General features: G+C 43.2%; 8 protein-coding genes, 8 tRNA genes and 3 rRNA genes. All 19 read left to right on the top strand.

Features of this window, described 5'->3' with window-relative positions; genetic code table 11:
* Positions 1–94: 94 nt before the first annotated feature.
* The gene (gene ftsH / locus EL101_RS12155; RefSeq protein WP_096598431.1) at positions 95–2,209 is read left to right on the top strand and encodes an ATP-dependent zinc metalloprotease FtsH; all 2,115 of its coding nucleotides are present in this window, start codon (positions 95–97) and stop codon (positions 2,207–2,209) included.
* Between the two features lie 462 nt (positions 2,210–2,671).
* On the top strand, positions 2,672–3,556 hold the full coding sequence (hslO, locus tag EL101_RS12150; protein ID WP_096598433.1) for an Hsp33 family molecular chaperone HslO: 885 nt from the start codon (positions 2,672–2,674) through the stop codon (positions 3,554–3,556).
* Between the two features lie 536 nt (positions 3,557–4,092).
* Complete coding sequence (gene cysK, locus EL101_RS12145) at positions 4,093–5,022, top strand: cysteine synthase A (protein ID WP_096598435.1); 930 nt, start codon at positions 4,093–4,095, stop codon at positions 5,020–5,022.
* Between the two features lie 221 nt (positions 5,023–5,243).
* Entirely contained in the window at positions 5,244–6,035 is a 792-nt protein-coding gene (folP, locus tag EL101_RS12140; protein WP_096598437.1) for a dihydropteroate synthase, read from the top strand.
* The gene (gene folB / locus EL101_RS12135; protein WP_096598439.1) at positions 6,025–6,396 is read left to right on the top strand and encodes a dihydroneopterin aldolase; all 372 of its coding nucleotides are present in this window, start codon (positions 6,025–6,027) and stop codon (positions 6,394–6,396) included. The genes folP and folB overlap by 11 nt, the downstream gene beginning before the upstream one ends.
* Entirely contained in the window at positions 6,389–6,874 is a 486-nt protein-coding gene (gene folK, locus EL101_RS12130; RefSeq protein ID WP_019165002.1) for a 2-amino-4-hydroxy-6-hydroxymethyldihydropteridine diphosphokinase, read from the top strand. The genes folB and folK overlap by 8 nt, the downstream gene beginning before the upstream one ends.
* Positions 6,875–6,918: 44 nt before the next feature.
* On the top strand, positions 6,919–7,911 hold the full coding sequence (gene dusB / locus EL101_RS12125; RefSeq protein ID WP_014614788.1) for a tRNA dihydrouridine synthase DusB: 993 nt from the start codon (positions 6,919–6,921) through the stop codon (positions 7,909–7,911).
* 22 nt (positions 7,912–7,933) lie between these two features.
* Complete coding sequence (lysS, locus tag EL101_RS12120; RefSeq protein ID WP_096598440.1) at positions 7,934–9,421, top strand: lysine--tRNA ligase; 1,488 nt, start codon at positions 7,934–7,936, stop codon at positions 9,419–9,421.
* A gap of 413 nt (positions 9,422–9,834) precedes the next feature.
* Positions 9,835–9,949: ribosomal RNA gene (rrf, locus tag EL101_RS12115) — 5S ribosomal RNA — on the top strand.
* A 9-nt stretch (positions 9,950–9,958) separates the two neighbouring features.
* A tRNA-Val gene (locus EL101_RS12110) sits at positions 9,959–10,034 on the top strand.
* A gap of 2 nt (positions 10,035–10,036) precedes the next feature.
* Positions 10,037–10,112 (top strand) — tRNA-Thr (locus EL101_RS12105).
* A 6-nt stretch (positions 10,113–10,118) separates the two neighbouring features.
* Positions 10,119–10,191, top strand: a tRNA-Lys gene (locus EL101_RS12100).
* 18 nt (positions 10,192–10,209) lie between these two features.
* Positions 10,210–10,284: transfer RNA gene (locus EL101_RS12095), tRNA-Gly, on the top strand.
* Positions 10,285–10,292: 8 nt separating this feature from the next.
* Positions 10,293–10,381: transfer RNA gene (locus tag EL101_RS12090), tRNA-Leu, on the top strand.
* Between the two features lie 11 nt (positions 10,382–10,392).
* A tRNA-Arg gene (locus tag EL101_RS12085) sits at positions 10,393–10,469 on the top strand.
* Positions 10,470–10,478: 9 nt separating this feature from the next.
* Positions 10,479–10,552, top strand: a tRNA-Pro gene (locus EL101_RS12080).
* Positions 10,553–10,569: 17 nt separating this feature from the next.
* Positions 10,570–10,645: transfer RNA gene (locus tag EL101_RS12075), tRNA-Ala, on the top strand.
* A 133-nt stretch (positions 10,646–10,778) separates the two neighbouring features.
* Positions 10,779–12,330, top strand: a 16S ribosomal RNA gene (locus EL101_RS12070).
* Positions 12,331–12,874: 544 nt separating this feature from the next.
* Positions 12,875–15,796 (top strand): 23S ribosomal RNA (locus EL101_RS12065).
* Together the 16S, 23S and 5S rRNA genes with 8 tRNA genes alongside form the textbook arrangement of a ribosomal RNA operon.
* The last annotated feature ends 2 nt before the right edge of the window (positions 15,797–15,798 follow it).

Raw genomic sequence — 15,798 nt, 5'->3', positions numbered from 1 at the left:
CTCAGCGTTGATAAAAGTCAATTACTAGCCATTTGTGTAACAATTATGGTAAAATTTTTATTAGTTTTATATTTGAAGTAGGAGGAAACGACGCATGCAGAAAGCTTTTCGTAATGTGCTGTTTATAGCCATTGTCGGCGTTGTTATCTTTGGGCTATTTTCATGGATTAACGGCAATGGAAATGTACCTAAAGAGTTAACGTACACGCAATTTATTCAAAAGTTGGATAATGGAGAACTAAAATCTTTAGAAATTCAACCAGAAAATAACGTTTATAAAGTGAGCGGTAAGTTAAAAAATAATGACGATTATGCCTCAACAATTTTGTTTAATAATGATCAAGAATTGAATAAAGTTACTGAAACAGCCAAAGACCAAAAAGGATTAGATTTTACTGTTAAAGAAGAAGAAGGACAGAGTGTATTTGTAAGTATTATTTCTACATTAATTCCTGTTTTAGTGATTGCTTTACTCTTTATTTTCTTCCTTAGCCAAGCACAAGGCGGCGGTGGTGGCGGTCGTATGATGAACTTTGGTAAGTCCAAAGCGAAAATGTACGACAGTCAAAAAGGCCGTGTACGTTTCACAGATGTTGCCGGAGCAGATGAAGAGAAACAAGAACTCATTGAAATTGTTGACTTCTTGAAAGATAATAAGAAATTCAAACAAATGGGTTCACGTATTCCGAAAGGGGTCTTATTAGTAGGGCCACCAGGTACAGGTAAAACATTGCTTGCACGTGCAGTAGCGGGTGAAGCAGGTGTACCGTTCTTCTCAATTAGTGGTTCGGACTTTGTTGAAATGTTTGTCGGTGTCGGTGCGAGCCGTGTCCGTGATTTATTCGAAAATGCGAAGAAAAATGCGCCGTGTATCATTTTTATAGATGAAATCGATGCAGTCGGTCGTCAACGTGGCGCAGGTGTTGGCGGTGGTCATGATGAACGTGAACAAACATTAAACCAACTTCTTGTAGAGATGGATGGTTTTGGTGAAAATGAAGGCATCATCATGATTGCAGCGACAAACCGTCCTGACATTTTAGATCCTGCGTTATTACGTCCGGGCCGTTTTGACCGTCAAATTCAAGTTGGACGTCCAGATGTGACAGGTCGTGAAGCAATTTTACATGTTCACGCTAAAAACAAACCTTTAGATGAAACAGTAGACCTTAAAGCGATTGCGCAACGTACACCGGGCTTTTCTGGTGCCGATTTAGAAAACTTACTCAACGAAGCGTCATTAGTTGCGGCGCGTAGTGGTAAGAAAAAAATCGATATGCGTGATATTGAAGAGGCTACAGACCGTGTCATTGCAGGTCCAGCTAAAAAATCACGTGTCATTTCTGAAAAAGAACGTAATATCGTTGCTCATCATGAAGCAGGACATACAATTATCGGTATGGTCCTTGACGAAGCTGAAGTGGTGCACAAAGTAACTATCGTCCCACGTGGTCAAGCGGGTGGTTACGCAATGATGTTACCGAAACAAGACCGCTTCTTAATGACTGAACCAGAATTGCTCGATAAGATTTGTGGTTTACTTGGTGGACGTGTCGCTGAAGATATTATCTTTAACGAAGTCTCAACAGGTGCGTCAAATGACTTTGAACGTGCGACACAAATTGCGCGTGAAATGGTGACGAAATACGGTATGAGTAAAAAACTGGGTACTGTACAATTCTCACATGGTGGCGGACAAGTCTTCTTAGGTAAAGACATGTCTGGTGAACCTGAATACTCAGGTCAAATCGCCTTTGAAATTGATAAAGAAGTTCAGCGTATCATTAAAGAACAATATGAACGTTGTAAACAAATCTTATTAGAACATGAATCACAATTGAAACTCATCGCGAAAACGTTATTAACTGAAGAAACATTGGTTGCAGAACAAATTCAATCATTATTCCACGAAGGCCATTTACCAGAAGTGAATTATGATGATGCAAAAGTCGTTAACCATTCTGAAAATAAAGCGTTTGACGAAGGGAAATATGGTAAGTCTTATGAGGATATTCGTCGCGAACAAGAAGAATTGACAGAACACGCAAACCGTGGTCAATCAGAACGTCGTAATGAAGACGAAACAACAAATGAGACTGAGTCAAAAGACAGTGAAGACACACAACAAAATGACAATGGCGATAAAACGGGTTATGAACAAGAACCAAACATTGATCGTCCAGGCAATGATCAACCGCCACGTCAATAAGCGATAAACATCAGGGCTTTTCTTGAAAGCAGAACACTTTTAAGAAAAGCCCTTTTTATAATTGGTGAACACTGATGAGATGAAGGGGTGTACCCTTTTCAAAATCATGGGGGCATAAGTGGTGGCAAAGCTTTATAAAAACAGTTGTCTCATCGTGAGAAACGCGAAGCCATGAGGGCAATCAAGAACCATAAATCATAGGGAAGGCAAGTTAAATAAAATACCATATCAATTGCATCAAAAATTTTTATGTCCGCTCCTCTTTCGCTAGTTTGAATGTATAAATGATTTCTATCTCGATACGTAATAAAGCTGTAGAAAGCATTTTGGTTGAGTCGTACGAGACTTCCGCGTATGATAATGCAAAGTAGTGACCTTCCAACCAAACCAGTGACGGACATAGATGATAATCAATCCATAACACAGAATGAACTGCATAAATTTAAGGAGTGATATAGCAAAATGACACATGACTATTTAGTAAAAGCGTTGGCCTTTAACGGAGAAATCCGCGCATATAGTGTCAACGCAACGGAAACAATTCAAGAAGCACAAAAGCGTCATTATACATGGCCCACTGCATCTGCAGCTTTAGGTCGAACAATGACAGCAAGCTTAATGATGGGTGCCATGTTAAAAGGCGACCAAAAATTAACAGTAACGGTAGACGGCGATGGCCCAATCGGTAAAATTATTGCTGATGCAGATGCGAAAGGGAAAGTAAGAGGCTATGTGACGAACCCTCAAACGCACTTCCCACTCAATGAACAAGGCAAATTAGATGTGCGTCGTGCAGTCGGGACAACGGGCGCAATCAATGTCGTAAAAGATGTGGGCATGCGTGATTATTACACAGGTAGTAGCCCTATCATTTCAGGTGAACTCGGTGAAGACTTCACATATTATTTTGCGAACAGTGAACAAGTTCCTTCATCAGTCGGTGTCGGTGTACTTGTTAACCCAGATAACTCTATCAAAGCAGCGGGTGGATTTATCCTTCAAGTCATGCCGGGTGCCAAAGATGAAACTATCGATCGTTTAGAAGCAGCGATTAACACGATGAAACCTGTATCAACATTAATTGATGAAGGTTTAACACCGGAAGAAATGTTAGAAACGATATTAGGTAAAGACAATGTGACAATTTTAGAAAGTATGCCGACTGAATTTGAATGTAACTGTAGCCACGATAAATTTTTAAATGCGATCAAAGGTTTAGGTCAAGCCGAAATTGAAGATATGATTGCAAAAGATCACGGTGCAGAAGCGGAATGTCATTTCTGTCGCTCACGCTATGCATTTTCAGAAGATGAATTGAAGGCGTTACTTGCTGAAATGCCATCTTAAACACACGTAACAAGCTAGAATCAAAATTTTGAGTATATTTAATTTTATATTTCCCTTAACTTGCCCCCATGCACACGCATTCTTTGAGGTTGCCGGTATGGATTCGCTTTTCCAGAGACTTGTCTTAACTCGCCAACACTTCGTGATATTGTTATATTAGAAGTAGCATTGGCGGTTTTTCAATCCCTCGGAAAATCCCCATCCATTTTGGCATTTTTACATTGATAACAGTGGTGTATGAGGGCAAGTTTTGAGTTTGATGAACCATTTCAAAATAGTTATCGTCTCACGTGAATTGATGGCTAATTCAGTAACATTTAAACGACGTCATTTCTTCTCGGTCTTCAATGATATAAAATTGAGTGTGCGAGTCTTTTAAATGAGAAAGGCGTTATCATCGCTCGATATCTAGATAAAAAAACAGTTGCGACTGAGAATGTGCTTTTGCTCGCGTACATTTAGTGGTACACTATAGATATCCGATATAATAGCTATGTTTTAACGAGAAAATTAATTAAAAAGTGAGGTTGTTGATGATGGTCAGAAAACCAGTAGATAATATTACAGACATTATTGGTCAAACACCTGTTGTTAAGTTACGTCATCAAGCAGGTGAAGATGCTGCGGACATTTATGTAAAATTAGAATATCAAAATCCAGGCGGTTCTGTGAAAGACCGTATTGCCTTAGCGATGATTGAACAAGCAGAAAAAGAAGGCAAAATTAAGCCGGGTGACACAATTGTCGAACCTACTTCAGGCAACACAGGTATCGGTTTAGCATTTGTATGTGCGGCAAAAGGTTATAAAGCCGTTTTCACAATGCCTGAAACAATGAGTATGGAACGTCGTAACTTATTAAAAGCTTACGGTGCAGAACTCGTATTGACACCAGGTGCTGAAGCGATGAAAGGTGCAATTAAAAAAGCGAAAGAGCTTAAAGAGACACATGGCTATTTTGAACCACAACAATTCGAAAACCCAGCTAACCCAAGAGTGCATGAATTAACAACAGGTCCAGAACTTGTCGAACAATTTGAAGGTCGTACCATCGACGCCTTTTTAGCAGGTGTAGGTACGGGTGGTACATTGTCAGGTGCTGGTAAAGTGTTAAAAGAAAAATATCCAGACATTCAAATCGTTGCCATCGAACCTGAAGACTCACCAGTATTAAGTGGTGGCGAACCAGGACCTCATAAATTACAAGGTTTAGGTGCGGGCTTTGTACCAGGTACATTAAACACAGAAATTTATGATGAAATTATTAAAGTCGGTAATGAAGTAGCGATGGAAACATCTCGTCGTGTTGCTAAAGAAGAAGGTATCTTAGGTGGTATTTCTTCAGGTGCGGCCATTTATGCGGCGATTCAAAAAGCGAAAGAATTAGGTAAAGGTAAGACAGTTGTAACGGTATTGCCAAGTAATGGTGAGCGTTACCTTTCTACACCACTTTATAATTTTGAATAATCAAGAACAGTGGGGCTGTGCACATACAGTCCTGCTTTTTTATTGCATTTTAGCGATGTGGCTATAGAAAATGATGCGTCTCACTTAGCCATCAAGTTCGCGTATTATTCCGCTTTAAAGACGATGGTTGACATTATATGAAAGCTTCAGAAATCTGTTATAATATACCTATTCTAAGGTGGATGTGAATGGTTGAATGAGACGGAAAGGAAGATCTTAACATGCCACAAACACAAATTATGGGTATTTTAAATGTCACACCGGATTCGTTTTCTGATGGTGGACGCTTTAATGAAGTTGATCGCGCAGTTGAACATGCAACAAAGATGGTCGAACAAGGCGCGCATATCATTGATGTAGGGGGCGTATCCACACGTCCGGGTCACGAGAAAGTCACAGTGGAGGAAGAACTTGCACGTGTCATTCCGGTCGTTAAAGCTTTACAACATTTGGACGTCACTATTTCAGTCGATACATTTCGAAGTGAAGTTGCGGAAGCGGCACTTGAAGCGGGCGCTACAATGATTAATGATCAGTGGGCAGGGCTCTATGATACACGCATGTTTCAAGTGGTTGCGAAATACGACGCAGAACTTATTTTAATGCATAATGGTGATGGCAAGCGGGACGTACCAGTTATGGACGAAATGCTTGTCATGTTATTAAAGCAAGCAAATAAAGCGGTGCTCGCCGGGATTGACCGTGACCGTATTTGGCTTGATCCGGGCATTGGATTTGCGAAAACGCGTGAAGAAGAACAAGAAGTGATGTCACGCTTAGATGAACTTGTGGCAACAGGTTATAAAGTTTTGTTAGCGACGAGTCGAAAACGTTTGATTAAATTTTTACTCGGTGACGACAATCAAGTTGATGAGCGTGATGAAGCGACGGCAGCCACGACAGCTTACGGTATTATGAAAGGTGTACATGGCGTCCGCGTACATAATGTTTTAATGAATGCGCGATTAGCCAAAACGATGGATGCGTTGAAAGGATATGAAGATGGAAGATAAAATATTTTTACAAGGACTTGAATTTTATGCGTATCATGGCGCGCTCCCTGCAGAAAATGAAATTGGTCAAATTTTTACCGTTGATGTTGAAATGAAAGTAGATTTAAGTGTAGCGGGTGCGTCTGATCGCGTGGAAGATACTGTCCATTACGGCGAAGTATATGAAGACATTAAAGCCATTATGCATGATTCCGCAGTGCAATTAATTGAACATCTTGCGGAACGTATTGCATTACGTATAAATTCACACTATAATCGTGTAATGGAAACGAAAGTTAGAATCACTAAAAAAAATCCACCTATTCCTGGTTATTATCAAGGTGTCGGTGTAGAAATTGTGAGGGCGAATCACCATGATTGATGCGTATTTAGGTTTAGGCAGTAACATGGGTGACCGAGAAGCACAGTTAAAAGCAGCGATTGATTTATTAGATGCCCATGACAAGATTAATGTTGTTGCGATTTCATCTATTTATGAAACGAAGCCGGTCGGATATACAGAACAACCTGATTTTTTGAATTTATGCTTACACATTCAAACACAACTTTCTGCACAAGACTTGTTAAAGGTCGCTTTAGAAACTGAGGCAGAGTTACATCGTGTACGTAAAGTGCGATGGGGCCCACGTACAATGGATATTGATATTTTATTGTATGGCGATGAAATCATTGAAGAAGATGATTTAACGGTGCCGCATCCGCGTATGACTGAACGTGCTTTTGTGATGGTACCGTTAAATGATATAGCTTCCAATGTCATCGAACCGCATTCGGGCCAAAAAATTCAACAGATCGTACCTCATGATGATACAGTAGTGAAATATAAAGCAATATTGTGATGGATTTTGGTGATTGACTTTGAATATATTGGAGGAAATTTGAAATGTGGAAAATTGGCGACGTTGAAATTGAAAACAGAGTCGTTCTCGCACCTATGGCAGGTGTGTGTAACTCGGCGTTTCGACTCACTGTAAAAGAATTCGGTGCCGGGCTAGTGTGCGCAGAAATGGTGAGCGACAAAGCGATTTTGTTTAACAATCCAAAAACGATGAAAATGTTATACATCGATGAAAATGAACGTCCATTATCGTTACAAATTTTTGGTGGTGAAAAAGAAACATTAGTTGAAGCTGCCGAATATGTAGATAAAAATACAACAGCTGACATTATTGATATTAATATGGGCTGTCCAGTATCAAAAATTATTAAATGTGAAGCGGGTGCACGTTGGTTGTTAGATCCGAACAAAATTTATGAAATGGTGTCGGCGGTAACAGAACGCGTGAGCAAACCTGTGACATGTAAAATGCGTATCGGCTGGGATGAGGACCATATCTTCGCAGTTGAAAATGCAAAAGCTGCTGAACGTGCGGGTGCTGCGGCGATTTCGCTACATGGTCGCACACGTGTTCAAATGTACGAAGGCAAGGCGGATTGGGATATTATTCGTCAAGTGAAAGAAGCGGTGAACATTCCGGTCATCGGTAATGGTGATGTTACGAGTCCAGAACTTGCTGAAAAAATGCTGAAAGAAACAGGCGTGGATGCAGTTATGATCGGACGAGAAGCATTAGGCAATCCATGGATGATTTATCGTACGGTGCATTATTTAGAAACAGGCGAGTTAATTGACGAGCCTCAAATCGACGAAAAAATTGAGATTGCTTTATTACACTTGAATCGTCTCGTTGATTTAAAAGGTGAAAAAGTGGGCGTTATGGAAATGCGCAAACACGCGTCATGGTACCTTAAAGGTGTCCGAGGCAATGGCAAAGCGCGTAAAGCATTAAACCAGGCAGAAACATTAGCCGAAATGACTGAGATTTTAACAGAATTCCGTGATGAACAAATGGAAAAACAAAAAATAGAGGCATAAGAAGCGAAAAGGAGAGGTAAGCATGACAGAAGAATTGAATGACCAAATGCAGGTCCGTCGACAAAAATTACAAGAATTAAGAGACTTAGGGATTGATCCATTCGGTGAGAAGTTTGAGCGTACTGGAACTGCGGAAACGTTAAAAGCACAATGGGATCAATACGCTAAAGAAGAACTTGCTGAAAAAGAAGCGGAAAGTCATACAGTAATTGCAGGTCGTATTATGACGAAACGTGGTAAAGGTAAAGCAGGATTTGCACATATTCAAGACTTATCCGGTCAAATTCAAATTTATGTACGTAAAGACCAAGTCGGTGATGAACAATTTAATATTTGGAACACTGCAGATTTAGGTGATATTGTCGGCGTTGAAGGTATTATGTTTAAAACAAATACTGGTGAATTATCAGTAAAAGCGAAGTCATTCAAACTTTTATCTAAAGCGTTACGTCCACTACCAGACAAACATCACGGTTTACAAGATATCGAACAACGTTACCGTCAGCGTTATCTTGACTTAATTACCAACGAAGAAAGCACGCAAACGTTTATTAATCGTAGCCGTATTCTTCAAGAAATGCGTAATTACCTTAATGAAAAAGGCTTTTTAGAAGTGGAAACACCAATGATGCATCAAATCGCAGGGGGGGCTGCAGCGAAACCATTCGTGACACACCACAACGCATTAGATGCAACACTTTACATGCGTATTGCGATCGAACTTCACCTTAAACGTCTAATCGTAGGTGGCTTGGAGAAAGTATATGAAATCGGACGCGTATTCCGTAACGAAGGTGTTTCTACACGCCATAACCCAGAATTTACAATGATTGAATTGTATGAAGCGTATGCAGACTACAAAGATATTATGTCATTAACTGAAGAGTTAGTTGCACATATCGCTCGTCGCGTATTAGGTACAACTTCAGTTCAGTACGGTGATGAAACAATTCATTTAGAACCACAATGGCGTAGATTACACATGGTTGATGCCGTTAAAGAAGCAACAGGTGTAGACTTTTATGAAGTGAAATCAGACGAAGAAGCACACGAATTAGCGAAAGTGCATGGCATTGAAGTAGATGACAATATGAAGTACGGTCACATCTTAAATGAATTTTTCGAACAAAAAGTAGAAGAAACTTTAATTCAACCGACATTCATTTACGGTCATCCAATTGAAATCTCTCCTTTAGCTAAGAAAAACCCTGAAGATTCACGCTTCACTGATCGTTTTGAGTTGTTCATTGTAGGTCGTGAACATGCGAATGCGTTTACAGAATTAAACGACCCAATCGATCAACGTCAGCGCTTTGAAGCACAATTAGTAGAAAAAGAACAAGGTAACGACGAAGCGCATGAAATGGATGAAGATTTCATTGAAGCGTTAGAATACGGTATGCCGCCAACAGGTGGATTAGGTATCGGTATTGACCGCCTTGTGATGTTGTTAACGAATTCTCCATCTATTCGTGACGTGTTATTATTCCCATATATGCGTCAAAAATAAGATATATCATCAAACGCTTGTACATTGACTATTCAGTGTACAGGCGTTTTTTTAATTTCAGTAAAGGAGAAATGGATGAACGATAGGGGCATTTCATATTGCAATGCGTAGGCAAGAGAATACTATGATGTATGGAGAATGGATATGGTGAAGCTTGGTTGGTTCCACAGGTGGTGGGGTATCGAAGGGGTTGTGTAAACCATCTTAAATTTATTTTTAAAAAAGGTGATAAAAAGTGTTGACTTTAAAATGATAATTAAGTATTATATAAAAGTCGTCAAATTGAACGGCAAACCAAATTTAAAATGTTTGTAAAAAACTTAAACAAAGTGTAAAATTAACTATTGAAAAGTATTTGCAAAACATGTATTATAAAAAGGTAGCCGATGAGCTACTTAATAAAATAATTATTGTCTGGTGACAATGGCAAAGAGGTCACACCTGTTCCCATGCCGAACACAGAAGTTAAGCTCTTTAGCGCCGATGGTAGTCGGACTTACGTTCCGCGAGAGTAGGACGTTGCCAGGCATTACATATGGAGAATTAGCTCAGCTGGGAGAGCATCTGCCTTACAAGCAGAGGGTCGGCGGTTCGATCCCGTCATTCTCCACCATTGCCGGCCTAGCTCAATTGGTAGAGCAACTGACTTGTAATCAGTAGGTTGGGGGTTCAAGTCCTCTGGCCGGCACCATTTTATGAGCCATTAGCTCAGTTGGTAGAGCATCTGACTTTTAATCAGAGGGTCAGAGGTTCGAATCCTCTATGGCTCATCATTCGAATACTATTGAGCAGAAGTAGTTCAGCGGTAGAATACGACCTTGCCAAGGTCGGGGTCGCGGGTTCGAATCCCGTCTTCTGCTCCATTATTTTTGCCGGGGTGGCGGAACTGGCAGACGCACAGGACTTAAAATCCTGCGGTGAGAGATCACCGTACCGGTTCGATTCCGGTCCTCGGCACCATCTTTAATCATGCGCCCGTAGCTCAATTGGATAGAGCGTTTGACTACGGATCAAAAGGTTATGGGTTCGACTCCTATCGGGCGCGCCATCTTAATAACGGGAAGTAGCTCAGCTTGGTAGAGCACTTGGTTTGGGACCAAGGGGTCGCAGGTTCAAATCCTGTCTTCCCGACTTCTGTAAAATAACATGGGGGCTTAGCTCAGCTGGGAGAGCGCCTGCTTTGCACGCAGGAGGTCAGCGGTTCGATCCCGCTAGTCTCCACCATTATATTTTTGAAATGAACATTGAAAACTGAATGACAATATGTCAACGTTAATTCCGATAATTTGAGTACTTCAAAAGTACTTTCAAGAGTGATTGACTTAAACAATCAATGAGCTATATCAAGCTTACTTCTTTTATGGAGAGTTTGATCCTGGCTCAGGATGAACGCTGGCGGCGTGCCTAATACATGCAAGTCGAGCGAACAGATAAGGAGCTTGCTCCTTTGACGTTAGCGGCGGACGGGTGAGTAACACGTGGGTAACCTACCTATAAGACTGGAATAACTCCGGGAAACCGGGGCTAATGCCGGATAACATGTTGAACCGCATGGTTCTACAGTGAAAGACGGTCTTGCTGTCACTTATAGATGGACCCGCGCCGTATTAGCTAGTTGGTGGGGTAACGGCCTACCAAGGCGACGATACGTAGCCGACCTGAGAGGGTGATCGGCCACACTGGAACTGAGACACGGTCCAGACTCCTACGGGAGGCAGCAGTAGGGAATCTTCCGCAATGGGCGAAAGCCTGACGGAGCAACGCCGCGTGAGTGATGAAGGTCTTCGGATCGTAAAGCTCTGTTGTTAGGGAAGAACAAATGTGTAAGTAACTGTGCACATCTTGACGGTACCTAACCAGAAAGCCACGGCTAACTACGTGCCAGCAGCCGCGGTAATACGTAGGTGGCAAGCGTTATCCGGAATTATTGGGCGTAAAGCGCGCGTAGGCGGTTTTTTAAGTCTGATGTGAAAGCCCACGGCTCAACCGTGGAGGGTCATTGGAAACTGGAAAACTTGAGTGCAGAAGAGGAAAGTGGAATTCCATGTGTAGCGGTGAAATGCGCAGAGATATGGAGGAACACCAGTGGCGAAGGCGGCTTTCTGGTCTGCAACTGACGCTGATGTGCGAAAGCGTGGGGATCAAACAGGATTAGATACCCTGGTAGTCCACGCCGTAAACGATGAGTGCTAAGTGTTAGGGGGTTTCCGCCCCTTAGTGCTGCAGCTAACGCATTAAGCACTCCGCCTGGGGAGTACGGTCGCAAGACTGAAACTCAAAGGAATTGACGGGGACCCGCACAAGCGGTGGAGCATGTGGTTTAATTCGAAGCAACGCGAAGAACCTTACCAAATCTTGACATCCTTTGACAACTCTAGAGATAGAGCTTTCCTCTTCGGAGGACAAAGTGACAGGTGGTGCATGGTTGTCGTCAGCTCGTGTCGTGAGATGTTGGGTTAAGTCCCGCAACGAGCGCAACCCTTGAACTTAGTTGCCATCATTAAGTTGGGCACTCTAAGTTGACTGCCGGTGACAAACCGGAGGAAGGTGGGGATGACGTCAAATCATCATGCCCCTTATGATTTGGGCTACACACGTGCTACAATGGACAATACAAAGGGCAGCGAAACCGCGAGGTCAAGCAAATCCCATAAAGTTGTTCTCAGTTCGGATTGTAGTCTGCAACTCGACTACATGAAGCTGGAATCGCTAGTAATCGTAGATCAGCATGCTACGGTGAATACGTTCCCGGGTCTTGTACACACCGCCCGTCACACCACGAGAGTTTGTAACACCCGAAGCCGGTGGAGTAACCATTTTGGAGCTAGCCGTCGAAGGTGGGACAAATGATTGGGGTGAAGTCGTAACAAGGTAGCCGTATCGGAAGGTGCGGCTGGATCACCTCCTTTCTAAGGATAATATACGGAATATCACCATTAGGTGATAAGCGGATTAACGTGACATATTGTATTCAGTTTTGAATGCTCATTCATTTGAGGATTCAGAATGATTTGTACATTGAAAACTAGATAAGTAAGTATAGATTTTACCAAGCAAAACCGAGTGACAAGCGTTTAAAAGCTTGAAACAAAAAATTATCGCTAGTCGTCAAATGACGACTCACATAATTAATAACTGGTGATTTTGGACAAGATTGTATTTCGGTAGACAGACATGATGTTTTGAAAACGTTTGTCAGTCTATGAATCGCAAGCATGAGCGAAGGCGCTTACTACGCGTAAGTAACTGAGTGAATGTGAAGTGATGAAGCCGAATGCGAACGTTTGCCAAAATATTATTGTGATAGGTGACGTATTTATGGATTGACCAAACGTTGATGAAAGCGTTTGTCAGTCAACGCATTTCTTGATGCGCGCAGTGAAGTTTACTTTCCGTAAATGAACAAGCGAAGAAAGAAATAAGGCAGAATGCGAACGCTTATCATAACGTTTAGATTAAGTTATTAAGGGCGCACGGTGGATGCCTTGGCACTAGAAGCCGATGAAGGACGTTACTAACGACGATATGCTTTGGGGAGCTGTAAGTAAGCTTTGATCCAGAGATTTCCGAATGGGGAAACCCAGCACGAGTTATGTCGTGTTATCTGCATGTGAATACATAGCATGCAAGAAGGCAGACCCGGAGAACTGAAACATCTTAGTACCCGGAGGAAGAGAAAGAAAAATCGATTCCCTGAGTAGCGGCGAGCGAAACGGGAAGAGCCCAAACCAATAAGCTTGCTTATTGGGGTTGTAGGACACTCTGTACGGAGTTACAAAAGAATTTGTTAGACGAATAACCTGGAAAGGTTAATCATAGAAGGTAATAATCCTGTAGTCGAAAACAAATTCTCTCTTGAGTGGATCCTGAGTACGACGGAGCACGTGAAATTCCGTCGGAATCTGGGAGGACCATCTCCTAAGGCTAAATACTCTCTAGTGACCGATAGTGAACCAGTACCGTGAGGGAAAGGTGAAAAGTACCCCGGAAGGGGAGTGAAAGAGAACTTGAAACCGTGTGCTTACAAGTAGTCAGAGCCCGTTAATGGGTGATGGCGTGCCTTTTGTAGAATGAACCGGCGAGTTACGATCTGATGCAAGGTTAAGCAGAAAATGTGGAGCCGTAGCGAAAGCGAGTCTGAATAGGGCGAATGAGTATTTGGTCGTAGACCCGAAACCAGGTGATCTACCCTTGGTCAGGTTGAAGTTCAGGTAACACTGAATGGAGGACCGAACCGACTTACGTTGAAAAGTGAGCGGATGAACTGAGGGTAGCGGAGAAATTCCAATCGAACTTGGAGATAGCTGGTTCTCTCCGAAATAGCTTTAGGGCTAGCCTCAAGTGATGATTATTGGAGGTAGAGCACTGTTTGGACGAGGGGCCCCTCTCGGGTTACCGAATTCAGACAAACTCCGAATGCCAAATAATTTAACTTGGGAGTCAGAATGTGGGTGATAAGGTCCATATTCGAAAGGGAAACAGCCCAGACCACCAGCTAAGGTCCCAAAATATATGTTAAGTGGAAAAGGATGTGGCGTTGCCCAGACAACTAGGATGTTGGCTTAGAAGCAGCCATCATTTAAAGAGTGCGTAATAGCTCACTAGTCGAGTGACACTGCGCCGAAAATGTACCGGGGCTAAACATATTACCGAAGCTGTGGATTGTCCTTTGGACAATGGTAGGAGAGCGTTCTAAGGGCGTTGAAGCATGATCGCAAGGACATGTGGAGCGCTTAGAAGTGAGAATGCCGGTGTGAGTAGCGAAAGACGGGTGAGAATCCCGTCCACCGATTGACTAAGGTTTCCAGAGGAAGGCTCGTCCGCTCTGGGTTAGTCGGGTCCTAAGCTGAGGCCGACAGGCGTAGGCGATGGATAACAGGTTGATATTCCTGTACCACCATTATTCGTTTTAAGCGATGGGGGGACGCAGTAGGATAGGCGAAGCGTGCTGTTGGAGTGCACGTCCAAGCAGTGAGATTGAGTGTTAGGCAAATCCGGCACTCTTAAGATTGAGCTGTGATGGGGAGAGGAACTTGTTCCTCGAGTCGTTGATTTCACACTGCCGAGAAAAGCCTCTAGCTAGAATAACGGTGCCCGTACCGCAAACCGACACAGGTAGTCAAGATGAGAATTCTAAGGTGAGCGAGCGAACTCTCGTTAAGGAACTCGGCAAAATGACCCCGTAACTTCGGGAGAAGGGGTGCTCTTTGGGGTTCACGCTCTGAAGAGCCGCAGTGAATAGGCCCAAGCGACTGTTTATCAAAAACACAGGTCTCTGCTAAACCGTAAGGTGACGTATAGGGGCTGACGCCTGCCCGGTGCTGGAAGGTTAAGAGGAGTGGTTAGCGCAAGCGAAGCTACGAATCGAAGCCCCAGTAAACGGCGGCCGTAACTATAACGGTCCTAAGGTAGCGAAATTCCTTGTCGGGTAAGTTCCGACCCGCACGAAAGGCGTAACGATTTGGGCACTGTCTCAACGAGAGACTCGGTGAAATCATAGTACCGGTGAAGATGCCGGTTACCCGCGACAGGACGGAAAGACCCCGTGGAGCTTTACTGTAGCCTGATATTGAAATTCGGTACAGTTTGTACAGGATAGGTAGGAGCCTTAGAAGCGTGAGCGCTAGCTTACGTGGAGGCATTGGTGGGATACTACCCTAATTGTATTGGATTTCTAACCCGCAGCACTTATCGTGCTGGGAGACAGTGTCAGGCGGGCAGTTTGACTGGGGCGGTCGCCTCCTAAAGAGTAACGGAGGCGCTCAAAGGTTCCCTCAGAATGGTTGGAAATCATTCATAGAGTGTAAAGGCATAAGGGAGCTTGACTGCGAGACCTACAAGTCGAGCAGGGTCGAAAGACGGACTTAGTGATCCGGTGGTTCCGCATGGAAGGGCCATCGCTCAACGGATAAAAGCTACCCCGGGGATAACAGGCTTATCTCCCCCAAGAGTTCACATCGACGGGGAGGTTTGGCACCTCGATGTCGGCTCATCGCATCCTGGGGCTGTAGTCGGTCCCAAGGGTTGGGCTGTTCGCCCATTAAAGCGGTACGCGAGCTGGGTTCAGAACGTCGTGAGACAGTTCGGTCCCTATCCGTCGTGGGCGTAGGAAATTTGAGAGGAGCTGTCCTTAGTACGAGAGGACCGGGATGGACATACCTCTGGTGTACCAGTTGTCGTGCCAACGGCATAGCTGGGTAGCTATGTATGGACGGGATAAGTGCTGAAAGCATCTAAGCATGAAGCCCCCCTCGAGATGAGATTTCCCAACTTCGGTTATAAGATCCCTCAAAGATGATGAGGTGAATAGGTTCGAGGTGGAAGCGTAGCGATACGTGGAGCTGACGAATACTAATCGATCGAAGACTTAATCAAAA

The sequence above is a fragment of the Staphylococcus delphini genome (genome assembly GCF_900636325.1).
Taxonomy (GTDB): Bacteria; Bacillota; Bacilli; order Staphylococcales; family Staphylococcaceae; genus Staphylococcus; species Staphylococcus delphini.
The sequence above is the reverse complement of the archived record's forward strand: the minus strand, read 5'-3'. Positions and strand labels throughout refer to the sequence as shown.

Coding starts and splice junctions, on each gene's coding strand:
- ftsH (WP_096598431.1), top strand. CDS start 95: ATGCAGAAAGCTTTTCGTAATGTGCTGTTTATAGCCATTGTCGGCGTT.
- hslO (WP_096598433.1), top strand. CDS start 2,672: ATGACACATGACTATTTAGTAAAAGCGTTGGCCTTTAACGGAGAAATC.
- cysK (WP_096598435.1), top strand. CDS start 4,093: ATGGTCAGAAAACCAGTAGATAATATTACAGACATTATTGGTCAAACA.
- folP (WP_096598437.1), top strand. CDS start 5,244: ATGCCACAAACACAAATTATGGGTATTTTAAATGTCACACCGGATTCG.
- folB (WP_096598439.1), top strand. CDS start 6,025: ATGGAAGATAAAATATTTTTACAAGGACTTGAATTTTATGCGTATCAT.
- folK (WP_019165002.1), top strand. CDS start 6,389: ATGATTGATGCGTATTTAGGTTTAGGCAGTAACATGGGTGACCGAGAA.
- dusB (WP_014614788.1), top strand. CDS start 6,919: ATGTGGAAAATTGGCGACGTTGAAATTGAAAACAGAGTCGTTCTCGCA.
- lysS (WP_096598440.1), top strand. CDS start 7,934: ATGACAGAAGAATTGAATGACCAAATGCAGGTCCGTCGACAAAAATTA.